Below are 23,573 nucleotides of genomic sequence, written 5' to 3'. Positions count from 1 at the left end.
GGATTTATCCCCGTTGGGCCGCGAAGCGGTCCTGAATCCGAGAACGCGGTGGATTTGTTCCACCGCGTGCAATGCCTTCGCGACTGCTACGCAGCCGAACGGGGATAAATCCCCTCGCCACAATCTCCCTCAGTAGCAGGTCATGCCTGGTGGGTAATCCGCCCATCCACCAGCGTATAGCGAACGACACCCGGCAGACTGTGCCCGATGAACGGGCAGTTCTCGCCCTTCGACAGCCAGTGCTCACCGGCCACCGTCGATGCCTTCGGATCGAACAGCACGATATCCGCCGCACCACCTACCGCCAGTTTGCCCGCCGGCAGGCGGAGGGCTTCGGCCGGGCCTGCGCTGAGACGTGCCAGCAGCGTCGGCAAGTCGAGCAAACCATCCTCGACCAGCGTCATCGCCAGCGGCAGCAGCAACTCAACACTGCTAATGCCCGGCTCGGTCGCGCCGAACGGTGCCAGTTTGGCGTCGCGCTCGTGGGGCTGGTGATGGCTGGAGATCGCCGAAACCACCCCGGATTTCACCGCTTCCCGCAGGCCATCGCGGTCGGCACGGGTGCGCAGCGGCGGTTGCACGTGGTAGAGGCTGTTGAAGTCGATCAGTGCTTCGTCAGTCAGGATCAACTGATATAGCGCGACATCGGCGGTGACTTTCAGGCCACGGGCCTGCGCTTGGGCAATCAGCGCCACACCGCGCGCGCTGGTCAACTGGCTGAAGTGCGCACGCACGCCGGTCTGCTCGACCAGTAGCAGATCGCGAGCCAGCGCCACGGTTTCGGCGGTTTCCGGGATGCCCGGCAGGCCTAGGAAACTGGCGACCGCGCCTTCGTGAGCGAGACCGCCCTCGGCCAGATCGTGATCCTGCGAGTTGAAGATCACTGTCAGGTCGAAAGTCGCCGCGTATTCCAGCGCCCGGCACAGGGTGCGGCTGTTGCGGAAGCTCTCCAGACCGTTGCCGAACGCCACGCAACCGGCGTCGCGCAGCGCGACCAGTTCGGCCAGTTGTTCGCCGTCGAGGCCTTTGCTCAGCGCGCCAATCGGGAACACTTTGGTGTTGCCAGCCTCGCGGGCGCGGTCGAGGATCAGTTCGGCCACGGCGGATGTGTCGAGCACCGGTCTGGTCTTCGGCGGGCAGCACAGGCTGGTCACGCCACCGGCAGCGGCGGCGCGGGTTTCGCTGACGATCGAGCCTTTGCGGCTGTAGCCCGGCTCGCGCAGGGCAACGTTGAGGTCGACCAGGCCAGGCGCGGCGACCAGACCTTGGGCATCGATGGTTTCCACTGCGCTGAAACCGGCCGGTGCGGCGCCGAGGGCGACGATCTTGCAGGCTTCAACGTGGATGTCGGTGATTTGATCCAGGCCGCTGCTGGGATCGATGACGCGTGCGCCGAGAATGCTGAGCTTCACTGGGCGTTCTCCTGCTCGAATTGACGTTGCGCAGTCTGCCCGCTCATGGCCATGGACAGCACGGCCATACGAATCGCGATGCCGTAGGTCACTTGATTGAGGATCACCGAGTGCGGGCCGTCGGCCACCGCCGACTCGATCTCCACGCCACGGTTGATCGGCCCCGGGTGCATGACGATGCAATCGGGTTTGGCTCCGGCCAGACGTGCGGTGGTCAGGCCGAACAGGCGATAGAACTCGCCTTCGCTGGGCAGCAGGCCGCCGGTCATGCGCTCACGTTGCAGACGCAGCATGATCACCACATCGACGTCCTTCAGGCCTTCGGCCATGTCGGTGTAGACCTTGACGCCGTATTGCTCGATGCCGATCGGCAGCAGGGTTTTCGGCGCGATCACGCGGATGTCCGGGCAGCCGAGGGTCTTCAGCGCGAGCATGTTCGAGCGCGCTACCCGCGAATGGAGGATGTCGCCGACGATCGCCACCGAGAGGTTTTCGAAACCGCCCTTGTGCCGACGGATGGTGAGCATGTCGAGCATGCCCTGGGTCGGGTGCGCATGCCGGCCGTCGCCGCCGTTGATGATCGCCACCTGCGGGCAGACATGCTCGGCGATGAAGTGCGCCGCGCCCGAGTCGCCGTGGCGCACGACGAACATGTCGGCAGCCATCGCTTCAAGGTTGCGCAGGGTATCGAGCAGCGTTTCGCCCTTGCTCGCCGACGATGTCGACACGTTCAGGGTGATCACGTCCGCCGACAGCCGCTGGGCCGCCAGTTCAAACGTGGTGCGGGTGCGCGTGGAGTTTTCGAAGAACACGTTGCACACGGTCTTGCCGCGCAGCAACGGGACCTTCTTCACCGCCCGGGCGCCGACTTCAAGGAACGAGTCGGCAGTGTCGAGGATTTCCGTCAGCAACTCGCGGTGCAAACCGTCGAGCGAGAGGAAGTGGCGCAGCTGGCCCTGATCATTGAGCTGCAGCGGGCGCTTGGTATCTAGAGGCGTCATCGCGAGGGGGACTCTCAATAGGGCGGATTAAAGGGTGACGTCTTGCAGTTCGAGCGTCAGCGGCTCGGGGCCGGACAACTTGACCCGCTGGTTGCCGGCCAGGGTCAGGGTGGCGCCGACCACGTTCGGGCGGATCGGCAGCTCGCCGGCGTCCAGGTCCAGCAGGCAGACCAGGGTAACGCTGGCCGGGCGGCCATAATCGAACAGTTCATTCATGGCGGCGCGGATGGTCCGACCGCTCATCAGCACGTCGTCGATCAGCACCAGATGCTGGCCTTCGATCTCGAAGGGCAGGGCGGACGGGCGCACTTGCGGGTGCAGGCCGTTCTGGCTGAAGTCGTCGCGGTAGAAGGACACATCCAGCGTGCCCAGTGGCGCATCGCTGGCCAGTTCCTTGAGCAGCGCCTGCGCGACCCAGATGCCGCCGGTGCGGATGCCGATGTAACGCGGTTCGCTGATGTCACGCTGGGCAAGGTGCGCCTTGAGGCGGGTCGCCATCTGGCTGATCAGATCGGCGGGATTGGGCAGGCTCATGGTTGCTCCTTCGTGATTCCGCGCTGCGTCCTGCCGGACGAAGCTCGGTTTATAACCAAAAGAAAAGCGCCGAAGCGCTTGTCAGGATTCAAACAATGCAGTGTTTTCATCGAGCCAGCCCTGCAGCAGCAGGGCAGCGGCGATGGCGTCCACCGGGTTGTCGCGGTAACTGCCTTTCTGCCCGCCACGCACCAGTCGCTCGCCCTTGGCTTCGAAGGTGGTCAGGCGTTCGTCGTGGGTATAGAAGGGCAGGTTGTAGCGGCCGTTGAGGCGGCGGGCGAATTTCTCCGCGCGTACGCACATCTCGCTCGGCGTGCCGTCCATGTTCAGCGGCAGGCCGACCACTACGGCGTCGGGTTTCCATTCTTTTATCAGCGCTTCGACCTGATCCCAGTTCGGCACGCCATTCTGTGCTTTGAGGGTGCACAGCTCGCGGGCCTGGCCGGTGATGACCTGGCCGACCGCGACGCCGATCTGTTTGGTGCCGTAGTCGAAGCCGAGAATCAGGCGCAGGGCCATCAGGCGTGACCTGCCTGGCTGGTGAGCAGATTGAGATCGATGCCCAAGTGCCGCGCTGCTGCTTCCAGGCGCAATTCGCTGCGGGTGTTGAACAGGATGTCGGCGTTGAACGGGCAGGTCAGCCAGGCGTTGTCGGCCAGTTCGGCTTCCAGTTGTCCGGCTTCCCAACCGGCGTAACCGAGGGTGATCAGGCTCTGCGCGGGGCCGACGCCGTCAGCGATGGCAAACAGCACGTCCTGCGAAGTCGACAGGGCCAGGTCGCCGTCCAGCTGCGCCGTGGCCTGGAACGTTTGGCCCGCCGGGTGCAGGACGAAACCGCGATCGGTCTGCACCGGCCCGCCGATGAAGATCGGCACATCCTGGCAGCGTGCCGGCGGCTCGATGTCCGGGCGCAGCTGTTCGAGGATGTCGGCCAGGTTCAAGTCTTGCGGCCTGTTGACCACCAGCCCCATCGCGCCATTGGCCGTGTGCTCGACGATGTAGGTCAAGGTGTGGGCAAAGTTCGGGTCGGCCATGTGTGGCATGGCGATCAGGAAGTGATGCTTGAGGTAGCTGGGGCTGACGTTTTTCATGAGCGCTAGTGTGGCGTTCGAGGGGCGAACTGACAAGCTGGAGATGCTGACAACAACACAGATCCATTATTGGAACAGAGCTTTTGTGGCGAGGGGATTTGCTGTGGTGAGGGAGTTTATCTGTGGTTAGGGGATTTATCTGTGCTCAGGGAATTTATCTGTGGTGAAGGGATTTATCTGTGGTTAGGGGACTTATCTGTGGCGAGGGGAATTATCTGTGGCGAGGGGATTTATCTGTGGCGAGGGGATTTATCCCCGTTGGGGCGCGAAGCGCCCCTGAATCGCTTGATGGGTTCTGCCTGACACTCCATATGGAATGGTTTTGCGGCTGCTGCGCAGCCGAGCGGGGATAAATCCCCTCGCCACAGATAAATCCCCTCGCCACATAAATATCAGTTGCTTGAGAGCTTGTCGCCCCGGGCAAATTTCCAGGTGCGGATGATTTCCAGGCGGTCGATGTCCGACAGATCGCCGGTAAAAGGTGCAAACGGCGCGGCCAGGCGGACGATGCGCTGCGCCGCCTGATCGAGCAGCGGCTGGCCGGAGGATTCCAGCACCAGCACTTCATACAGCGAGCCGTCGCGATTGATCGAGACCATCAGGCGCAAATTGCCGTAGATCTGCTTGCGTCGTGCTTCTTCGGGGTAGTTGAGGTTGCCGATGCGCTCGACCTTCTTGCGCCAGTCGTCCTTGTACCAGGCGCCCTTGTCGCGCATGGTCGAGGCCGCGCTCAAGCGGTGGATGCGCGGGCGCTTGGCGTACAGCTGTTGTTCCTTGGCCAGCTCCGCCTCGAGGCTGGCGATGTCGCTGGACAACTGCGAGCTGTCGAACACCGGCGCGTCGACGGTCGGTTTGACTTCGGTTTTGCTTTCTTCTTTCTTGGTCGGCGCCTTTTTCGGTTTCGGCGCGACGGTGGTCACCGCTGCCTTGGGTGCGGCTTCCTGCACCACTGGCTTGGCGGCGGGCGGCGGGGTGACCTTTTTGACCTGATTGTCCTGGAACGGCGCGACTTCGGTGGTCTTGGGCAGGGCTTTCTTGTCCAGCGTGCCGCTGCCTTCCTGGTTTTCCTGAGCGAGAAAATCTGCCTTTTCCGGCTTCTTCTCGGCCTTGAAGGTGGCCAGGGTGATTTCCAGGGTTTTGCTGATCTGCTGCGGCTCGACCATGGTGAAGCCGACACCGAGCAGCAGCGCCAGGTGAATCAGCGCCGCGAGAAACAGGGTAAAACCGAGGCGATCGGCCGGGCGCACGCCGCGATGGGCGAGTTCAGCGGGCAGATCGGACGGGAGGGTCATGACAGAAAAACCAACATCGCGTTTTCATGGGCCCGGCATGATAACGCAATGTTGGTTTTTAGCTGCAAGTGACATAGAAGCAAGCGACGAGCCGCAAGCTTCAAGCTTCAAGCTGACGCGGGCCGGCTTCAAGCTTGTGGCTTGCGGCTCGAAGCTTGCAGCTGCTTTTCGATAGCATCCATGAGCATGCCGCCAATGTCAGTGCCGAACGCATTGTCGATTTCACGGATGCAGGTCGGGCTGGTGACGTTGATTTCGGTCAGGTGCTCGCCGATCACGTCGAGGCCGACGAACAGCAGGCCTTTCTCGCGCAGGGTCGGGCCGACCTGGGCGGCGATCCAGCGATCCTTATCGGTCAGTGGACGCGCTTCGCCACGGCCACCGGCGGCGAGGTTGCCACGGGTTTCGCCCATGGCCGGGATACGCGCCAGGCAGTAATCCACCGGCTCGCCATCGATCATCAGGATGCGCTTGTCGCCATCGACGATCGCCGGCAGGTAGCCCTGAATCATGATCTGCTGCTTGCCGTGCAGGGTCAGGGTCTCGAGGATCACCGAGAGGTTCGGGTGGCCGGCGGTGTGGCGGAAGATCGACGAACCGCCCATGCCGTCCAGCGGCTTGAGGATCACGTCACCGTGATGGTCGGCGAACTGACGCAATACGTCCGGGCGGCGGCTGACGATGGTCGGCGGCGTGCACTGCGGAAACAGCGTAGCGAACAGTTTTTCATTGCAGTCGCGCAGGCTCTGCGGCTTGTTCACCACCAGCACGCCAGCGGCTTCGGCCTGTTCCAGCAGATAAGTGGAATAGACGAATTCCATGTCGAACGGCGGATCCTTGCGCATCAGGATCACGTCCAGGTCGCTCAGCAGCTTGTCCTGTTCGGCGTCCAGTTCGAACCATTTGTCCGGGTTGGCGAAGACTTTCAGCGGGCTCATCCGCGCCCGCGCCTGGCCTTCGGCCTGATACAGGTCTTTCTGTTCCATGTAGAACAGTTCCCAGCCACGCTTCTGCGCGGCCAGCAGCATGGCCAGCGAGCTATCCTTTTTATAGGAGATGCTGGCGATAGGGTCCATGACAATCCCGACGCGAACGCTCATTGGGTTTTCCTCGAAATTTGGCTACCGGATCGGTATTGAAAAAGTGCCGCCAGAGTGGCGCCGGGCGGGTTTCGGGTCAAGGAAAAACCCGTCGATAGATTGCATCTGGAGACTGTGCTAAAAAGGCTGGCAGATCGCGCCGCCCCATGGGTTTCAAGGGTTTCAGGCCATTATTCACAGCAAAACGGACAATTTGATTCGCAAAGGCGACGGTAGAACCCTCTTATGGAACAGCAGTCCAGCGCCTTGAAGGTCATGGTGATCGACGACTCGAAAACGATTCGCCGCACCGCCGAAACATTGTTGAAGAATGTCGGTTGCGAAGTGATCACCGCCATCGACGGTTTCGATGCGCTGGCGAAGATCGCCGACCACCATCCCGGGATCATCTTCGTCGACATCATGATGCCGCGTCTGGACGGTTATCAGACCTGCGCCCTGATCAAGAACAACAGCGCCTTCAAGGCGACGCCGGTGATCATGCTGTCGTCCAGGGACGGTCTGTTCGACAAGGCCAAGGGGCGGATTGTCGGCTCTGATCAATTTCTGACCAAGCCGTTCAGCAAAGAAGAACTGCTCAACGCGATCCAGGCCCATGTTCCGGGCTTCGCCGCCGTTTTGCCGCAGTAAGACACGCACAGTGACGCTCGGCCAGCGGGCCGGCAGTCGACCAGAAAAATGGGGAAGACCATGGCACGTATCCTGATCGTCGATGATTCGCCGACTGAAATGTACAAACTCACCGGCATGCTCGAAAAGCACGGCCATGAAGTGCTCAAGGCCGAGAACGGCGCCGACGGCGTGGCCCTGGCCCGTCAGGAAAAACCCGACGCGGTGCTGATGGACATCGTCATGCCCGGCCTCAACGGTTTTCAGGCGACCCGGCAGTTGACCAAGGATGCCGACACGGCGCACATCCCGGTGATCATCATCACCACCAAGGATCAGGAGACCGACAAGGTCTGGGGCACCCGCCAGGGCGCCAAGGATTACCTGACCAAACCGGTCGACGAAGACACCCTGATCAAGACCCTGAACAACGTACTCAACGGCTGATCGCGCGATCATGAACGAATCGCTGACCGCGTTCGAACTGCTCTGGCAGATCGACCAGCGCTGCCGCCTGCTGGCAGCCGACCTGCCGTCGCAAGCGGCGCGCCCGGATCGCTGGAGCGGCATCGGCTTTCGCCTCGGCGAGCATTGGTATGTGGCGCCGATGGGCGAAGTCAGCGAAGTCCTGCATGAACCGCGCTTCACCCAGTTGCCCGGGGTCAAGCCGTGGGTCAAGGGTGTGGCTAACCTGCGCGGGCGGCTGCTGCCGATCATGGACCTGTGCGGCTTCTTCGGCCATGAACTGTCGCCGCTGCGCAAACAGCGGCGGGTATTGGTGGTGGAGCATGAAGACGTGTTCGCCGGGGTAATGGTCGACGAAGTCATCGGCTTGCAGCATTTCGAACAGGGCAGTTTCGAGCCGCTGTCGATCAGCAAGCGCCAGGGCTCCAAGGCTGAATTCGTCAAAGGCTATTTCCGCCGCGAACAGAACTGGCGGGTGTTCAGCCTGTTCGCACTGGCCAGATCCCCGGTGTTTATGGGTGTGGCTCTATAGCAGGAACAACACAGAACCCATTGGGTGGAATGGGCCATGTGATCAGGAAAATTGTGGGTCAGACAGACCTGTGGCGAGGGGATTTATCCCCGATGGTTGGCGAAGCCGACCCAAGACCTGTATTTGAGATGTAGCCGATACGACTCAGGTTTTTGGGGCCGCTGCGCGACCCATCGGGGATAAATCCCCTCGCCACAAAATTTCTTCATCATGAGGTTGCCTCCCACAGGGATTGCAGCAGGCCTCAAAGGTGTGGGTTAAGGCGAGGACCGATGACAAAAGCAAAAACAGGCAAGTCGGCAGAAGCATCGCGCAGTCGCGCGCAGATCATCGTGCTGTTTATCGCACTGATCGTGTTCATCATGCTGCTGTTCGCCAACTTCGCGTACCTCAACACCCAGGCGAACTACGACAAGCAGTACATCGGCCATGCCGGCGAACTGCGTGTGCTCTCGCAACGCATCGCCAAGAACGCCACCGAAGCGGCGGCGGGCAAGGCGGCCGCCTTCAAACTGCTCAGCGATGCGCGCAACGATTTTGCCCAGCGCTGGGGTTACCTGAAAAAGGGTGACCCGAACACCGGCCTGCCCCCGGCACCCGTCGCCGTGCGCCCGGAAATGCGCGCGGTGCAGATGGACTGGGAACGCCTGCTGAAAAACACCGACGCGATCCTCACCAGCGAACAGACCGTGCTGTCGCTGCATCAGGTCGCCGCGACGTTGGCCGAAACCGTGCCGCAGTTGCAGATCGAATACGAAAAAGTCGTGGAAATCCTCCTCCAGCGCGGCGCCCCAGCGGCGCAGGTAGCGATGGCGCAACGGCAATCGCTACTGGCTGAACGCATTCTTGGCGCGGTCAACACCGTGCTCGCCGGTGACGAAAACTCGCAACAGGCCGCCGACGCCTTTGGCCGCGATGCCGCGCGTTTCGGTCTGGTGCTCAACGGCATGTTGCAGGGCAACCCGGCGCTGAAAATCAGCCAGGTCGAAGACCGCGACGCCCGTGCGCGCTTGAGCGAAATCTCCGAGCTGTTCCAGTTCGTTTCCGGCTCGGTGGACGAAATCCTCGAAACCTCGCCAGAGCTGTTCAAGGTGCGCGAATCGGCGAGCAACATCTTCACCCTGTCGCAAACCCTGCTCGACGAAGCCTCGCACCTTGCTACAGGTTTCGAACATCTGGCCGGCGGGCGCAACACCGACACCATTGGCGGCTATGTGCTGGGCTTGCTGGCGCTGGCCTCGATCATCCTCATCGGTCTGGTCATGGTCCGCGAAACCAATCGCCAATTGCGCGAGACCGCCGAGAAGAACGAGCGCAACCAGAACGCGATCATGCGCCTGCTCGACGAAATCGAAGACCTCGCCGATGGCGACCTCACCGTGACCGCCTCGGTGACTGAAGACTTCACCGGCACCATCGCCGACTCGATCAACTATTCCGTCGACCAATTGCGTGATCTGGTGGCGACCATCAACCTCACCGCCGGCCAGGTTGCCGCTGCGGTGCAGGAAACCCAGGCCACCGCCATGCATCTGGCCCAAGCGTCTGAGCAACAGGCGCAGCAGATTTCCGAAGCCTCGACAGCCATCAGCGACATGGCCGAGTCCATCGATCAGGTCTCGGCCAACGCTGCCGAATCGTCGGCGGTGGCCGAGCGTTCCGTGGAAATCGCCAACAAAGGCAACGAGGTGGTGCACAACACCATCCACGGCATGGACAACATCCGCGAACAGATTCAGGACACCGCCAAGCGCATCAAGCGCCTCGGCGAGTCGTCCCAGGAAATCGGCGACATCGTCAGCCTGATCGATGACATCGCCGACCAGACCAACATCCTCGCCCTCAACGCGGCGATCCAGGCATCGATGGCCGGGGATGCCGGGCGCGGTTTTGCCGTGGTTGCCGACGAAGTGCAGCGCCTGGCCGAACGTTCGTCCGCCGCGACCCGGCAGATCGAAACCCTGGTGCGAGCGATTCAGGCCGACACCAACGAAGCGGTGATTTCCATGGAGCAGACCACCACCGAAGTGGTGCGCGGCGCGCGACTGGCGCAGGATGCCGGTGTGGCCCTGGAAGAAATCGAAGGCGTGTCCAAGACCCTCGCGGCTTTGATCCAGAGCATTTCCAACGCGGCGCAACAGCAGACGTCTTCGGCCGGGCAGATCTCGCTGACGATGAACGTGATCCAGCAGATCACCTCGCAGACTTCGTCGGGGTCCACGGCCACCGCCGAGAGCATCGGCAACCTGGCGAAAATGGCCAGTCAGTTGCGTCGTTCGGTGTCCGGTTTCACCTTGCCGGCGGCGACAGATAAAGCGTGAGTGGAGTGGTTATGGGTGATCGGCACGACTACGTGGCCCTGGAATGGGTCAAGGGCGAAATTGCCGAAACGCTGAAGCTGGCGCATCAGGCGATCGAGGCCGTGCTCGACGATCCGCAGGCCTTCCCCGGGCTGGACGAGTGCCTGGCCTACATTCATCAGGTCCACGGCAGTCTGCAAATGGTCGAGTTCTACGGCGCAGCGTTGCTGGCCGAAGAAATGGAGCATCTGGTCGAAGCCCTGCAACATCAACGCGTGCCGCACCGCGACGAAGCCTTGCACCTGATGCTGCAAGCCTTGGGGCAACTGCCGCTTTACCTCGACCGCGTGCAGAGCGCCCGCCGCGACCTGCCGCTGGTGGTGCTGCCGCTGATCAACGATCTGCGCAGCGCTCGCGGTGAAAGCCTGCTGGCGGAAACCAGCCTGTTCAGCCCGCCACTGCCCGAGCTGGCGCCGCTCGGCGACGGGGCACTCGCCGAGCTGGAACCGCCCGATCTGCCGAACGTGCTGCGCAAACTGCGGCAGATGCTGCAAATGGCTCTGGTCGGTCTGCTGCGCGAACAGGACGACCAGACTCACCTTGGCTATCTGGCCAAAGTCTTCAGCCGTCTCGAAGCGCTGAGCGGCGACGCGCCGTTGAGTCCTTTGTGGCAAATCGCCTCGGCATTGGTCGAGGGCATGCGCGAGGGCGTCATCGCCAACAGTCCGGCGCTGCGCAGCCTGTTCAAGGACGCCGACCAAGAGCTCAAGCGCCTGCTCGAGCAGGGCATCGTCGGGCTCAATCAACCGGCGCCGGCCGAGCTGCTGAAAAGTCTGTTGTTCTATATTGCCAAAGCCGAACATCCCACCGGGCAGATGCTGACCATGAAAGATCACTACTCCCTGGACGACGCGTTGCCCGACAGCGCGATGGTCGATGAAGAACGCGCGCGCCTCGCCGGCCCCGACCGCGATGCCATGCGCTCGGTGCTGGCAGCGCTGTGCGAAGAGCTGGTGCGGGTCAAGGAGCGCCTCGATCTGTTCGTGCGCAGCGACCGCCAGCACGCCTCGGATCTGGACAGCCTGCTCGCGCCGCTGCGACAGATTGCCGACACCCTCGCGGTGCTGGGTTTCGGCCAGCCGCGCAAGGTCATCATCGACCAACTGGCGGTGGTGCTCAGCCTCGCTCAGGGCCAGCGCGAACCGAACGACGCGATTCTCATGGACGTCGCCGGGGCCTTGCTCTACGTCGAAGCGACGCTGGCCGGCATGGTCGGCACGGTGGAGACGCAAAGCGCCGAAGACGCGCGCCTGCCGACCACCGACCTGACGCAGATCCATCAGATCGTGATCAAGGAAGCGCGCATCTGCCTGCAACAGGCCAAGGACATGATCGTCGATTACATCGACGCCGATTGGGACCGCCAGCATCTGCAATCGCTGCCCGAGCTGCTGACGCAAGTACGCGGCGCGCTGGCGATGATTCCGCTGGCCCGCGCAGCGAGTCTGGTCGAGGCCTGCAACGGTTTCATTCGCGAGCATTTGATGCTCGATGCCCACGAACCGGGCTGGGAACAACTTGATCATCTGGCCGACGTGATCAGCGGCCTGGAGTATTACCTCGAACGCCTGAGCGACGACCCGCAGGCGCCCGCCGAGCATCTGCTCGATGTCGCGCAAAACAGCCTCGCCAGCCTCGGCTTCTTCGCCAACGAGCAGCCCGGCGAAGCGCAGGTGCCGGTGCTCGATGAGGTGCTCAGCCCCAGCGAAGCGCAGCTCATGCAGGATCTGCAAGCGCTCGACGACCCTGACGTCGTGCAGTCGCTGGCCGAAGTGCTGGCCAGCCCGCTGTCGGCGCTCAACCCGCCGGCGCGCAACAGCCCCGACAGCCTGATGCCGCCGCCAGCGGATGAAGAACCGGTCGACGATGAACTGCGCGAAGTGTTCCTGGAGGAGACCGACGAAGTCCTCGCGGTCCTCCACGAATACCTGCCGCGCTGGACCGCCAATCCCCAGGACCGCGCCGTGCTGACCGAACTGCGCCGGGCTTTCCATACCTTGAAGGGCAGCGGGCGCATGGTCCGCGCGTTGGTCCTCGGCGAACTGGCCTGGGCGGTGGAAAACCTGCTCAACCGCGTGCTCGAACAAAGCGTCGAGCCCGGCGCGGTGCTGCGCCAATTGCTCGGCGACACCGTGTTGCTGCTGCCCGAGCTGATCAACGAATTTGCCACCCAGCGTCAGCGCCAGCGCAACGATGTCGACCAACTCGCCGCCCGCGCCCACGCGTTGGCCAAAGGCGATGAGCCGCTGGCTGCCGAAGACACCGACGACGTCGCCGCGCTTGATCCGCTGCTGCTGGAAATCTTTCGCAAAGAAGCCGAAACCCACCTCGCCAGCCTCAATCGTTTTCTCGATCAGGCCGCCGAACAGGTGCCGTTGCCGGCCAGCGACGAGCTGCAACGGGCGCTGCACACGCTCAAGGGCAGTGCCTCGATGGCCGGTGTATTGCCGATGGCCGAACTGGCGGCTTCACTGGATCAACTGGCTCGCGAGTTCAAGGCGCATCAGTTGCCGCTGGATCTGGACGAGGTCGAATTGCTGCTCGAAGCCGAGGGCTTGTTCCGCGTCGGCCTGCGTCAGCTCAAACACGATCCGCTGGCGCCGATTGTCGGTGCGCAGTCGCTGATCAAACGCACCGACGCGCTGCTCGCCGAGCGCCTGCAATCCAGTTCCGATGGCGCTAACAGCGGCCTGCGCCTCAAGCGCGATCCGCAGCTGATCAACAACTTCCTCGCCCAGGGCATGGACATCCTCCTCGACGCCGAAAACCTTTTGCAGCGCTGGCAGCAGCACCCCGGCGAACGCCAGGAACTCAGCGCTCTGCTCGATGAACTGACCACCCTCGGCGAAGGTGCGCATCTGGCCGATCTGCAGGCGGTCGATGGCTTGTGCGAAGCCTTGCTCGATCTGTATGGCGCGGTGGAAGAAAGCAGCCTGGCGGTCAGCGAGCGGTTTTTCCACGAAGCGCAACTGGCCCACGAAGCGCTGATCAACATGCTCGACGAACTCGCTGCCGGCCAGGAAATCACCCCGCAACCGGAGCGGATTCGCGCCTTGCAGGAACTGCTCGACGAAGGCCTCGACCCGGCGGCGATGGGCCTGATCCGCAGCGACGGCAGTCGCACCCTGGATATTCGCGAACTGGGCAGCGCCACCGCCCAATTGCAGCAATCGGTTGCCGCCCTCGAGCCTGACGACGAGATCGTCGAAATCTTCCTCGAAGAGGCGGTGGACATTCTCGACAGCGCCGGGCAAGCCTTGCAGCGCTGGCGCAAGGATCCGGACAACGCCGCGCCGCTGTCGTCATTGCAGCGCGACTTGCACACGCTGAAGGGCGGCGCGCGCATGGCCGAGGTCGAGGCCGTCGGCGACCTTGCCCAGGAACTGGAAAATCTCTACGAAGGGCTGGTTGATCGACGCTACAACCACAGCGCCGCGCTCGAAGGTTTGTTGCAGCACAGTCATGAGCGTTTGGCACTGATGCTCGAGCAACTGCAAGCGCATCAAGCGCTGACTCCGGCGCAGGATTTGATCGACGCGATCCGTCAGTTGCGTCAGGGCCAGGCCGCCAGTGAATCATCCCCCGCAGCGGTCGAACACGACAACGCCGGGCATGATCCGGAGTTGCTGGAGATCTTCCTCGAAGAAGGTTTCGACATCATCGAAAGCTCCGGCGCCGCGCTGTTGCGCTGGCAGGCCGAGCCGGGCAACCGTCAGGAAATCGAAACCCTGCTGCGCGATCTGCACACCCTCAAGGGCGGCGCGCGGATGGTCGAAATCGGCCCGATCGGCGACCTCGCCCATGAGCTGGAATTTCTCTACGAAAGCCTCTCCACCGGTGCGCTGCAACCGTCTGCCGAACTGTTCGCGCTGGTGCAGCGTGGCCATGACCGACTGGCGCAAATGCTCGATGGCGTGCGCGCCGGGCAACCGTGCCCGCCGGCCGATCGGCTGATCAGCGCGATCCAGAATTTCAGTCACCCGGTGCAGGTTGAAGCGCCGCCGGCGCCGGTCGCGGCACCGGTGGCTAAGCCCGAGGCTGCGCCACCGGCCGCCGATGTTGGCGCGGACATGGTCAAGGTTTCGTCCGAGCTGCTTGATGAACTGGTCAATCTGGCCGGGGAAACCTCGATCTTTCGTGGACGGATCGAGCAGCAAGTCAACGATGCGCAGATTGCTCTCAACGAGATGGAAACCACCATCGAGCGCATGCGCGATCAGTTGCGCCGCCTCGACACCGAAACCCAGGGGCGCATCCTCAGCCGCCAGCAAGTCGATGGCGAACGCCTCGGTTATGAAGACTTCGATCCGCTGGAAATGGACCGCCATTCGCAGCTTCAGCAACTGTCGCGGGCGCTGTTCGAATCCGCCTCGGACCTGCTCGACCTCAAGGAAACCCTCGACCGCCGCAATCACGACGCGGAAAACCTGTTGCAGCAACAGGGGCGGATCAACACCGAGTTGCAGGAAGGCCTGATGCGTACGCGCATGGTGCCGTTCGAGCGCATGGTGCCGCGTCTGAAACGCATCGTGCGTCAGGTCGCCGAAGAGCTGGGCAAGGATGTCGCATTCGTCGTCGGCAACGCTGATGGCGAGATGGATCGCAACGTACTGGAGCGCATGGCCGCGCCGCTGGAACACATGCTGCGCAACGCCGTCGACCATGGCCTCGAATCTGCCGAGGTGCGATTGGCGGCGGGTAAACCGGCGCAAGGGCAGATCACCCTCGATCTGTCCCGCGAGGGCGGCGACATGGTTTTCGACATCCGCGATGACGGCGCCGGGGTGCCGCTGGAAGCCGTGCGGCGTAAGGCGATCAAGCGCGGTCTGCTGGCGCCCGACGCCGAGATCAGCGACCGCGACGTGTTGCAGTTCATTCTCCAGCCGGGTTTCTCCACGGCGGAAAAGATCACCCAGATTTCCGGGCGTGGCGTCGGCATGGACGTGGTCCACGAAGAAGTGCGTCAGCTGGGCGGCAGCATGAGCATCGATTCGGTGCCGGGGCAGGGCGTGCATTTCCGCATTCGCCTGCCGTTCACCGTGTCGGTCAACCGCGCGCTGATGGTGCAGTGCGGCGAGGATCAGTACGCGATCCCGCTGAACACCATCGAAGGCATCGTGCGCGTGTTGCCGAATGATCTGGAAGGGCACTTCCGTCAGGATCCGCCGAGTTATCAATACGCCGGCCAGCGTTATGAACTGTGCTACCTGGGCGAGCTGTTGAAGACTGCGCCACGGCCAAAACTGCTCGGGCAGAACCTGCCGTTGCCGGTGCTGCTGGTGCATTGCAACGACCGCCATGTTGCGGTGCTGGTCGACGCCATGGCCGGCACTCGCGAGATCGTGGTCAAGAGCCTCGGCCCGCAATTCGCGGCGGTGCAGGGCGTGTCGGGGGCGACGATTCTCGGCGACGGCCGGGTGGTGCTGATTCTGGATCTGCTCGCACCGATCCGGGCGATGCAGGCGCGCCTGGCGCAAGAGCCGGCGCGCACGGAGATCGACAGCGAGCCGCACAAGCCGCTGCTGATCATGGTCGTCGATGACTCGGTGACGGTGCGCAAGGTCACCAGCCGTTTGCTCGAACGTCACGGCATGAACGTGCTGACCGCCAAGGACGGTGTCGATGCGATGCTGCTGCTCGAAGAGCACATGCCCGACCTGATGCTGCTCGACATCGAAATGCCGCGCATGGACGGCTTCGAAGTCGCCACCCAGGTGCGCGCCGACGAACGCCTGCGCCACTTGCCGATCATCATGATCACCTCGCGCACCGGGCAGAAACACCGCGACCGCGCCATGGCCATCGGCGTCAACGACTACCTCGGCAAGCCGTATCAGGAATCGGTGTTGCTGGAGAGCATCGCCCAGTGGAGCAAGAAACATGCATGAGCACCGGCACAACCCGCGCACCAGCCAGCTCACCGGGCTGCTGCTGCCGCTGGCCGATCGCAACCTGATCCTGCCGAATGTCGCCATCGCCGAGCTGATCGACTACCAGGCCAGCGCCTTCGACCTCGACACGCCGCCGTGGTACCTGGGCCGGGTAACGTGGCGCGAGCGGCAGATTCCGCTGATCAGTTTCGAATCGGCCTGCGGGCAGAAAATCGTCATCTGCGAACGGGCGCGGATCGTCATTCTGAATGCGCTGGGCGGCTTGCCCGAGCTGAGATTCATCGCCCTGTTGGTGCAGGGAATTCCTCGGTCGTACAAGCTGGACAGTCAGTTGAGTTACGTGGATGTGCCGTTGTGTGCGCTGGAGCAGGCGGCGGTGCAGGTGGGCGAGCAGGTGGCGAAGGTGCCGGATTTGTTGGGGCTGGAGAAGTTGTTGGTGGAGGCGGGATTGGCCCGCTGATCCAAGGCTTGACTGATCGTTCCCACGCGCAGCAAAGGAATGCAGCCCGGGACGCTCCGCGTCCCATTAAGAGCCGAACGCGGAGCGTCCGTGGAGGCATTCCCACGCAGAGCGTGGGAACGATCAATCCCGAAGCCGACACCGAATCCTTGCTGGCCGACGCCTGTGAAACCCTGGGTTCGGCGACGGTGATGCTGCACAACCACGCCGCCTCGGTAGACGGCTCACAGCGCAAGACCCTGCAGGGCATCGCGCAGATTGTCATGGTGGCGGAGATGGCGGTGAATCGCGTGCTGGACAAAATGGTGCCCACTGACTGAAAGCCCCTCACCCCAGCCCTCTCCCAGAGGGAGAGGGAGCCGACCGAGGTGTCTCGCGTCCTACATCGACCTGAATGACCGAGTCGATTATGGATTCAATACAACGGATTCAGGTCAGCGTCATTGCCAAGCATCCCCCAATCAGTCCCCTCTCCCTCCGGGAGAGGGCCAGGGTGAGGGGCTGTTGATTTTCGTTTCGGGATTCACCACGGCTGCTTCAGGCCGGCGTCATTCCCAAGCATCCCCCAATCAGTCCCCTCTCCCTCCGGGAGAGGGCCAGGGTGAGGGGCTGTTGATTTTTCGTCGGGATTCACCACGGCTGCTTCAGGCTGGCGTCATTCCCAAGCATCCCCCAATCGGTTCCCTCTCCCTCCGGGAGAGGGCTAGGGTGAGGGTAGCTTTTGAACGTTACGCTCAGCGTAATGATTCACCACCCAGCTTGATTGATGCCCTCATCACACACGCCTAACTTGGCCCCACGACAGCGAACCCGTGGAGTGAGCATGACAACAACAATTTCCCCCGACTCGCGCTGGACGCGGCGGCGCGATGAGAAGCAGCGCCGCCTCGACAAGGTGCGCGGGCTGGCCGACGGTGTGGTGTTGCCCACCGACAAGATCGTCGCCGCGCTCGAAGCGCTGATTCATCCCGGCGACCGTGTGGTACTCGAGGGCAACAACCAGAAGCAGGCGGATTTCCTCTCCCGTTCGCTGGCCAAAGCAGACCCGGAAAAGCTCCACGACCTGCACATGATCATGCCCAGCGTTGGCCGCTCCGAACACCTTGATCTGTTCGAACGCGGCATCGCCCGCAAGCTCGATTTCTCCTTCGCCGGCACCCAGAGCCTGCGCATCAGCCAGTTGCTCGAAGATGGCTTGCTCGAAGTCGGCGCCATTCACACCTACATCGAACTCTACGCCCGCCTCGTCGTGGACCTGATCCCCAACGTTGTGCTCTCGGCCGGTTTCATGGCCGACCGCGCCGGTAACATCTACACCGGCCCGAGCACCGAAGACACCCCGGCACTGATCGAACCGGCGGCGTTCAGCGATGGCATCGTCATCGTCCAGGTCAACCAATTGGTCGATGACGTCAGCGAACTGCCCCGCGTGGACATTCCCGCTTCATGGGTCGATTTCGTCGTGGTCGCCGACAAGCCGTTCTACATCGAGCCGCTGTTCACCCGCGACCCACGGCATATCAAGCCTGTGCACGTGCTGATGGCGATGATGGCTATTCGCGGGATCTACGAAAAACACAACGTGCAGTCGCTCAACCACGGCATCGGTTTCAACACCGCCGCCATCGAATTGATCCTGCCGACCTACGGCGAATCCCTCGGCTTGAAGGGCAAGATCTGCCGCAACTGGACGCTCAATCCGCACCCGACGCTGATCCCGGCGATCGAAAGCGGCTGGGTCGAGAGCGTGCATTGCTTCGGCACCGAACTGGGCATGGAAAACTACATCGCCGCTCGGCCGGATGTGTTCTTCACTGGCCGCGACGGCTCGCTGCGTTCCAACCGCATGGTCTGCCAACTGGCCGGGCAGTACGCGGTGGATCTGTTCATCGGCGCGACGTTGCAAGTCGACGGCGACGGCCATTCCTCGACGGTGACTCGGGGCCGTCTCGCCGGTTTCGGTGGTGCGCCGAACATGGGCCACGACCCGCGCGGCCGCCGTCACGGCACCCCGGCGTGGCTGGACATGCGCCATGCCGATGGGCCGCAACCGATGCTCGAACGCGGCAAGAAACTCGTGGTGCAAATGGTCGAGACCTTCCAGGAAGGTGGCAAAGCGACCTTCGTCGAAACCCTCGACGCGGTGGAAGTGGCGAAGAAAAGCGGCATGCCGCTGGCGCCGATCATGATCTACGGCGACGACGTCACCCACCTGCTCACCGAAGAAGGCATCGCCTACCTGTACAAGGCGCGCTCGCTGGAAGAGCGCCAGGCGATGATCGCAGCGGTTGCCGGGGTTACCGCCATCGGCCTGCGGCACAACCCGAAAGACACCGAACGCATGCGCCGCGAAGGCCTGATCGCCTTGCCCGAAGACCTCGGCATCCGCCGCACCGACGCCACGCGCGAATTGCTCGCGGCGAAAAGCGTGGCCGATCTGGTCGAGTGGTCCGGCGGCCTGTACAACCCGCCCGCCAAATTCAGGAGCTGGTAATGCACGCATTCAACCTGCAAGCGAAACCGCTTTCTTTGGGCGATCAACTGGCAGATCTGGCAGTGGACGCGCTGATTGACGAAGCCGATCTGTCGCCGAAACCGGCCCTGGTCGACCGTCGTGGCAACGGCGCGCACACCGATCTGCACCTGGGCCTGATGCACGCGTCGGCGTTGGCCTTGTGGCCAGCGTTCAAGGAAATGGCCGAGGCGGCGCTGGAGATCGGCGAAGTCGGTGTGCCGTTGCGCGAAGCGATAGGCCGCATCGGCCGTGAAGGCGAGCAAGCGATGCTCGTGACCACCAACGGCGTCAACACCCATCGCGGTGCGATCTGGGCGTTGGGACTGTTGGTGACGGCCGCCGCGCTGCAACCGAAATCCATCGCCCTGTGCGCCGCACGCCTGGCACTGCTCAACGACCGCTACGCACCGACACCGCTCAGCCACGGCGCACAAGTCGCCCAGCGTTACGGCGCACGCGGTGCTCGCGAGGAAGCGCAACTGGGCTTCCCGTCCGTGCTGCAACGCGGCCTGCCGCAACTGCAGAAAAGTCGCGCCAACGGCCACGGCGAACAGAACGCCCGGCTCGATGCGTTGCTGGCGATCATGACCGAGCTGGCTGACACCTGCGTGCTTTACCGCGCCGGGGAACCGGGCCTGCACGCCATGCAGGCCGGCGCACAAGCGGTGCTCGATGCCGGTGGCAGCGCCAGCCTCAGCGGTCGTCGGCGCCTGCACGAACTGGATCAACAACTCATCGCATTGAATGCCTCGCCCGGTGGCGCCGCCGACCTGCTCGCCGCCACATTGCTGCTCGATCGTATCGAGCGCGACGGCATCTCTCAGGGAGCGTTTTGATGGAAAACCTATCGTTTGAATTCCCCGCCGGGCAGCCGCCACGCGGGCGTGCGCTGGTCGGTTGTGTCGGTTCGGGTGATCTGGAAGTGCTGATCGAACCGGGTCTGGCCGGCAAACTGACGATCAACGTGCAGACCTCGGTCAACGGCGCGCAGCAGCGCTGGCAGCACCTGTTTGCGCGGATGTTCGACGGCACTACGCCGCCGGCGATGGCCATCGACATCCACGATTTCGGCGCGACGCCGGGAGTGGTGCGCTTGCGTCTGGAACAGGGTTTCGAGGAGATCGGCCATGACTGACAGCGCAGCGTTGCTCAACAAACACAGCTTCGTCGAACTCGGCGCGCGGCAGCGGGCGCAAGCCTTGCTCGACGTCGGGACCTTTCGCGAACTGCTCGATCCGTTTCAACGGGTCATGTCGCCGTGGCTTGAGCGCCAGGGTGTGGTGCCGCAAGCCGACGACGGGGTGGTGATCGCCAAGGGCAGCCTCGACGGTTTGCCGGTGGTCATCGCAGCGATTGAAGGTGCGTTTCAGGGCGGCAGCCTTGGCGAAGTCGGCGGGGCGAAGATTGCCGGTGCGCTGGAACTGGCCGCCGAAGACAACCGCAACGGTATCGCCACCCGCGCCGTGTTGCTGCTGGAAACCGGCGGCGTGCGCTTGCAGGAAGCCAATCTAGGGCTGGCGGCGATTGCCGATATTCACGCGGCGATTGTCGATTTGCAGCAATACCAACCGGTGGTCGGCGTGGTCGCCGGCAGTGTCGGTTGCTTCGGCGGCATGTCGATCGCCGCAGCGCTGTGCAGTTATTTGCTGGTGACTCAGGAAGCACGCCTCGGTCTGAACGGCCCGCAGGTAATCGAGCAGGAAGCCGGGATCGAGGAATACGACTCCCGCGACCGGCCATTCATCTGGAGCCTGACCGGCGGCGAACAGCGTTTCAACACCGGACTGGTGGACCGTTATGTCGGCGATGACGTGGCGAAGATTCGTCAGCAGGTTGGTGAATTGCTCCAGCAAGGCTTGCCGGCACAGCCGCGCAGTCAACGCGCCGAGTGGTTCCTGCAACGCCTCGGCAAGCTGAACACTGACCTGCAAATCGAACCGTCGGTGGTTCGCGATCTGTATCAAGGAGAGCGCTCATGAGCGGTTATTCATTGCGCGGTTTGCACTGGTTCAATGCGCTCAGCGCTGGCGCCAGTGTCGTCGAAGGTTTGCCGCCGTCGTTGAAAGTCGCCGACGCTGAGCTCGGCCGCTTTATCGCCGTGGTCGCCGACCCGGACAATCGTTTTCCCCGCGCCCGCAATGGCGAGGTCGGTCTGCTCGAAGGCTGGGGGCTGGCCAAGGCTGTGGATGACGCGATCAGTGCCGACCGCGACAGCGCAAAGAAGCGCCCGATCATCGCCATCGTCGATGTGCCGAGCCAGGCGTATGGCCGCCGCGAAGAAGCCCTCGGCATTCATCAGGCCCTGGCCGGCGCGGCGGACAGTTATGCCCGTGCGCGTCTGGCCGGGCATCCGGTGATTGCGCTGCTGGTGGGCAAGGCCATGTCGGGTGCATTTCTCGCCCACGGTTATCAGGCCAATCGCCTGATCGCGCTGCGCGATCCCGGCGTGATGGTCCACGCAATGGGCAAAGCCTCGGCGGCGCGGGTCACCTTGCGCAGTGTCGAGGAACTGGAGGCGCTGGCGTCGAGCGTGCCGCCGATGGCCTATGACATCGACAGCTACGCCAGCCTCGGCCTGCTCTGGGAAACCCTCTCGGTGCAGCAGATTGAACAGCCGACAGAGGAAGATCTGACGCGCGTGACTGAGTGCCTGAAGCAAGCGATCAGCGATGTGACCAGCACTGATTTGAAAGGGCGCCTTGGTGCGAGCAATCGTGCCGCCTCCAGCAAAGTCCGCGAGTTGCTGAGGGCGCAGTGGTGAACCTGCCCCTGGCCCATGATCTGCTCTGGGGCATGACCCCAGCGCAGTTGCCGGCGGATGCGCCGCAGTGGGCGATCGCGGCGCTGGCGGCCGGGCACCCGGTAGTGGTGAGGCGGGCGCTGAGTGCTGACGGTTTTGTCGCGGTCGGCGTGCGCGGTGTGTTGCGTGAACAACGGCTGGCGACGTTTATGCCGCTCGATTCGATTGCCTGTCGGGTCAGTCCCGAAGCCCTTTGTCAGGTTGAGTGCGAGCGAGATCTGCCGGTGATGCAGGCGCTCAAACAACTGCGGCCGATGCTCGATGACTGCGGTTGGGTCTGGGGTGTCAGCGGCAGTGTCGGGTTTGAATTGGCCAGTGGTTTTGCAGCGATGCACGCGGCCAGTGATCTCGATCTGATTCTGCGTGCGCCGCACATCATCGGCCGTAATCAGGCGCGCGAACTGGTCGCGCTTTTTGATCAAACTGCGTGCCGGGTCGATATGCAATTGCAGACCCCATTCGGCGCTGTGGCGCTGCGTGAATGGGCCAGCGGTTCGGCCCGAGTGCTGCTGAAAAATGCGTATCAGGCTGCATTGGTGACGAATCCGTGGCACCCGCAGGAGCAGGCAGCGTGAGCAGCCTGTTGGTGTTTCCCGGCCAGGGCGCGCAGCAAGCGGGCATGCTCCAGCGTTTGCCAAGGGAAACGCTGGTCGAGGCCAGTGATGTGCTGGGCGAAGATGTTGCGCTGCTGGATTCAGCCGAGGCATTGCGCACGACACGAGCGGTTCAGCTGTGCCTGCTGATCGCCGGTGTCGCTGCTTCGCGGCAGTTATTGCAGGATGAACTGAGCGCGGATTACGTCGCCGGCCTGTCCATCGGCGCCTACCCGGCAGCAGTGGTGGCGGGAGCCTTGAGTTTCAGCGATGCGCTGCATCTGGTCAGTCTGCGCGGTGAGCTGATGCAACAGGCTTATCCACAGGGCTACGGCATGACCGCGATCATCGGCTTGCAGTTATCCACCGTCGAAACGCTGCTGGCGCAAGTGCACAGCGAAGATTCGCCGGTGTATCTGGGCAATATCAACGCCGATAACCAAGTGGTCATCGCTGGCTGCGACAAGGCCATGCACGCGGTGGCCGAACTGGCGCGCAGTCGCGGCGCCGGAGTGGCGAAGCGGCTGGCGGTGAGCGTGCCGTCGCATTGCCCATTGCTGGAAAAATCAGCGCAGGCGCTTGCCGAGGCCTTCGCCAAGGTTGAACTGAAGAACCCGAAAATCGCTTATCTAAGCGGCAGCCGCGCCCGCCCTGTGAGCAAAGTCGAAGCGCTGCGTGACGACCTCGCTTTCAACATGTGCCGCGTGGTGGACTGGCGCGGCACCGTGCAAAGCGCCTATGAGCGCGGCGTACGTCTACAGATCGAACTGCCGCCCGGTGCGGTGCTGACCGGGCTGGCGCGCCGGGTGTTCGAGCAGGGCACCGTCACTGCCTTCGACAGTGCCCGCCTCGATACCCTGCAAGCGCTGTTGCGCGAGGAGGGTGGCCGCCAACTCTAAAACCGCCGCGACTCAAGCT

General features: G+C 63.0%; 20 protein-coding genes and 1 pseudogene. 14 read left to right on the top strand and 7 right to left on the bottom strand.

Features of this window, described 5'->3' with window-relative positions:
* Nucleotides 1-140: 140 nt before the first annotated feature.
* The 7 genes from ACYSTU_RS05100 to gshB form a co-directional block, all read right to left on the bottom strand.
* Nucleotides 141-1,412, bottom strand: coding sequence for a dihydroorotase (locus ACYSTU_RS05100; RefSeq protein WP_042606567.1), 1,272 nt, complete (start codon nucleotides 1,410-1,412; stop codon nucleotides 141-143).
* On the bottom strand, nucleotides 1,409-2,413 hold the full coding sequence (locus ACYSTU_RS05095; protein ID WP_123441731.1) for an aspartate carbamoyltransferase catalytic subunit: 1,005 nt from the start codon (nucleotides 2,411-2,413) through the stop codon (nucleotides 1,409-1,411). Before ACYSTU_RS05095 ends, ACYSTU_RS05100 begins: the two co-directional genes overlap by 4 nt.
* 27 nt (nucleotides 2,414-2,440) lie before the next feature.
* Nucleotides 2,441-2,947: a bifunctional pyr operon transcriptional regulator/uracil phosphoribosyltransferase PyrR gene (gene pyrR / locus ACYSTU_RS05090; RefSeq protein WP_024014655.1), complete on the bottom strand. Its 507-nt coding sequence runs from the start codon at nucleotides 2,945-2,947 to the stop codon at nucleotides 2,441-2,443.
* Nucleotides 2,948-3,028: 81 nt separating this feature from the next.
* Nucleotides 3,029-3,466, bottom strand: coding sequence for a Holliday junction resolvase RuvX (gene ruvX / locus ACYSTU_RS05085; protein WP_016772738.1), 438 nt, complete (start codon nucleotides 3,464-3,466; stop codon nucleotides 3,029-3,031).
* Nucleotides 3,466-4,038, bottom strand: a complete 573-nt coding sequence (locus ACYSTU_RS05080) for a YqgE/AlgH family protein (RefSeq protein WP_016772739.1) — start codon at nucleotides 4,036-4,038, stop codon at nucleotides 3,466-3,468. Before ACYSTU_RS05080 ends, ruvX begins: the two co-directional genes overlap by 1 nt.
* Nucleotides 4,039-4,430: 392 nt before the next feature.
* Entirely contained in the window at nucleotides 4,431-5,330 is a 900-nt protein-coding gene (locus tag ACYSTU_RS05075; protein WP_039757551.1) for an energy transducer TonB, read from the bottom strand.
* Between the two features lie 128 nt (nucleotides 5,331-5,458).
* Nucleotides 5,459-6,430: a glutathione synthase gene (gene gshB / locus ACYSTU_RS05070; RefSeq protein ID WP_310403419.1), complete on the bottom strand. Its 972-nt coding sequence runs from the start codon at nucleotides 6,428-6,430 to the stop codon at nucleotides 5,459-5,461.
* Between the two features lie 225 nt (nucleotides 6,431-6,655).
* On the opposite strand from gshB, the gene pilG reads away from it, so the two are divergent.
* The 14 genes and pseudogenes from pilG (at nucleotide 6,656) to mdcH (ending at nucleotide 23,554) form a co-directional block, all read left to right on the top strand.
* Nucleotides 6,656-7,060 carry a twitching motility response regulator PilG gene (gene pilG / locus ACYSTU_RS05065; RefSeq protein WP_016772743.1) on the top strand — a complete coding sequence of 135 codons (405 nt, stop codon included), beginning with the start codon at nucleotides 6,656-6,658 and terminating at the stop codon, nucleotides 7,058-7,060.
* Nucleotides 7,061-7,120: 60 nt separating this feature from the next.
* Nucleotides 7,121-7,486 carry a twitching motility response regulator PilH gene (pilH, locus tag ACYSTU_RS05060; RefSeq protein WP_016772744.1) on the top strand — a complete coding sequence of 122 codons (366 nt, stop codon included), beginning with the start codon at nucleotides 7,121-7,123 and terminating at the stop codon, nucleotides 7,484-7,486.
* Between the two features lie 10 nt (nucleotides 7,487-7,496).
* Nucleotides 7,497-8,036, top strand: a complete 540-nt coding sequence (locus tag ACYSTU_RS05055) for a chemotaxis protein CheW (RefSeq protein ID WP_016772745.1) — start codon at nucleotides 7,497-7,499, stop codon at nucleotides 8,034-8,036.
* 272 nt (nucleotides 8,037-8,308) lie between these two features.
* Entirely contained in the window at nucleotides 8,309-10,357 is a 2,049-nt protein-coding gene (locus ACYSTU_RS05050) for a methyl-accepting chemotaxis protein (RefSeq protein ID WP_016772746.1), read from the top strand.
* An 11-nt stretch (nucleotides 10,358-10,368) separates the two neighbouring features.
* A complete protein-coding gene (locus ACYSTU_RS05045; RefSeq protein ID WP_498996516.1) occupies nucleotides 10,369-16,284 on the top strand; it encodes a hybrid sensor histidine kinase/response regulator in 5,916 nt (1,971 codons plus the stop codon).
* Entirely contained in the window at nucleotides 16,277-16,747 is a 471-nt protein-coding gene (locus tag ACYSTU_RS05040) for a chemotaxis protein CheW (protein WP_498996513.1), read from the top strand. Before ACYSTU_RS05045 ends, ACYSTU_RS05040 begins: the two co-directional genes overlap by 8 nt.
* A 125-nt stretch (nucleotides 16,748-16,872) precedes the next feature.
* Nucleotides 16,873-17,067: pseudogene (locus tag ACYSTU_RS05035) on the top strand (DUF6124 family protein); the annotation flags it as partial.
* A 503-nt stretch (nucleotides 17,068-17,570) separates the two neighbouring features.
* Nucleotides 17,571-19,241 carry a malonate decarboxylase subunit alpha gene (gene mdcA / locus ACYSTU_RS05030; protein ID WP_498996510.1) on the top strand — a complete coding sequence of 557 codons (1,671 nt, stop codon included), beginning with the start codon at nucleotides 17,571-17,573 and terminating at the stop codon, nucleotides 19,239-19,241.
* A complete protein-coding gene (locus tag ACYSTU_RS05025) occupies nucleotides 19,241-20,098 on the top strand; it encodes a triphosphoribosyl-dephospho-CoA synthase (protein ID WP_498996506.1) in 858 nt (285 codons plus the stop codon). The genes mdcA and ACYSTU_RS05025 overlap by 1 nt, the downstream gene beginning before the upstream one ends.
* Nucleotides 20,098-20,397 (top strand): malonate decarboxylase subunit delta, encoded by a 300-nt coding sequence (locus ACYSTU_RS05020; protein WP_039757560.1) that lies wholly within the window; start codon nucleotides 20,098-20,100, stop codon nucleotides 20,395-20,397. The genes ACYSTU_RS05025 and ACYSTU_RS05020 overlap by 1 nt, the downstream gene beginning before the upstream one ends.
* Entirely contained in the window at nucleotides 20,390-21,241 is an 852-nt protein-coding gene (locus ACYSTU_RS05015; protein WP_498996503.1) for a biotin-independent malonate decarboxylase subunit beta, read from the top strand. Before ACYSTU_RS05020 ends, ACYSTU_RS05015 begins: the two co-directional genes overlap by 8 nt.
* The gene (mdcE, locus tag ACYSTU_RS05010; RefSeq protein ID WP_498996500.1) at nucleotides 21,238-22,023 is read left to right on the top strand and encodes a biotin-independent malonate decarboxylase subunit gamma; all 786 of its coding nucleotides are present in this window, start codon (nucleotides 21,238-21,240) and stop codon (nucleotides 22,021-22,023) included. The genes ACYSTU_RS05015 and mdcE overlap by 4 nt, the downstream gene beginning before the upstream one ends.
* Entirely contained in the window at nucleotides 22,017-22,637 is a 621-nt protein-coding gene (locus tag ACYSTU_RS05005) for a malonate decarboxylase holo-ACP synthase (RefSeq protein WP_258604014.1), read from the top strand. The genes mdcE and ACYSTU_RS05005 overlap by 7 nt, the downstream gene beginning before the upstream one ends.
* Complete coding sequence (gene mdcH / locus ACYSTU_RS05000) at nucleotides 22,634-23,554, top strand: malonate decarboxylase subunit epsilon (protein ID WP_323165025.1); 921 nt, start codon at nucleotides 22,634-22,636, stop codon at nucleotides 23,552-23,554. Before ACYSTU_RS05005 ends, mdcH begins: the two co-directional genes overlap by 4 nt.
* Nucleotides 23,555-23,573 lie beyond the last annotated feature (19 nt).

It is taken from the genome of Pseudomonas glycinis, assembly GCF_054871425.1.
Note: the sequence above shows the minus strand (reverse complement) of the source record. Positions and strands in the feature narration are given on the sequence as shown.

Bases quoted from the DNA above. Each gene is read 5' to 3' on its own strand.
- mdcA (WP_498996510.1), top strand. From the start codon at position 17,571: ATGACAACAACAATTTCCCCCGACTCGCGCTGGACGCGGCGGCGCGAT.
- ACYSTU_RS05020 (WP_039757560.1), top strand. From the start codon at position 20,098: ATGGAAAACCTATCGTTTGAATTCCCCGCCGGGCAGCCGCCACGCGGG.
- ACYSTU_RS05095 (WP_123441731.1), bottom strand. From the start codon at position 2,413: ATGACGCCTCTAGATACCAAGCGCCCGCTGCAGCTCAATGATCAGGGC.
- pilH (WP_016772744.1), top strand. From the start codon at position 7,121: ATGGCACGTATCCTGATCGTCGATGATTCGCCGACTGAAATGTACAAA.
- ACYSTU_RS05025 (WP_498996506.1), top strand. From the start codon at position 19,241: ATGCACGCATTCAACCTGCAAGCGAAACCGCTTTCTTTGGGCGATCAA.
- ACYSTU_RS05075 (WP_039757551.1), bottom strand. From the start codon at position 5,330: ATGACCCTCCCGTCCGATCTGCCCGCTGAACTCGCCCATCGCGGCGTG.
- pyrR (WP_024014655.1), bottom strand. From the start codon at position 2,947: ATGAGCCTGCCCAATCCCGCCGATCTGATCAGCCAGATGGCGACCCGC.
- ruvX (WP_016772738.1), bottom strand. From the start codon at position 3,466: ATGGCCCTGCGCCTGATTCTCGGCTTCGACTACGGCACCAAACAGATC.
- mdcE (WP_498996500.1), top strand. From the start codon at position 21,238: ATGAGCGGTTATTCATTGCGCGGTTTGCACTGGTTCAATGCGCTCAGC.
- pilG (WP_016772743.1), top strand. From the start codon at position 6,656: ATGGAACAGCAGTCCAGCGCCTTGAAGGTCATGGTGATCGACGACTCG.
- ACYSTU_RS05045 (WP_498996516.1), top strand. From the start codon at position 10,369: ATGGGTGATCGGCACGACTACGTGGCCCTGGAATGGGTCAAGGGCGAA.
- ACYSTU_RS05040 (WP_498996513.1), top strand. From the start codon at position 16,277: ATGCATGAGCACCGGCACAACCCGCGCACCAGCCAGCTCACCGGGCTG.
- ACYSTU_RS05055 (WP_016772745.1), top strand. From the start codon at position 7,497: ATGAACGAATCGCTGACCGCGTTCGAACTGCTCTGGCAGATCGACCAG.
- ACYSTU_RS05015 (WP_498996503.1), top strand. From the start codon at position 20,390: ATGACTGACAGCGCAGCGTTGCTCAACAAACACAGCTTCGTCGAACTC.
- gshB (WP_310403419.1), bottom strand. From the start codon at position 6,430: ATGAGCGTTCGCGTCGGGATTGTCATGGACCCTATCGCCAGCATCTCC.
- ACYSTU_RS05080 (WP_016772739.1), bottom strand. From the start codon at position 4,038: ATGAAAAACGTCAGCCCCAGCTACCTCAAGCATCACTTCCTGATCGCC.
- ACYSTU_RS05050 (WP_016772746.1), top strand. From the start codon at position 8,309: ATGACAAAAGCAAAAACAGGCAAGTCGGCAGAAGCATCGCGCAGTCGC.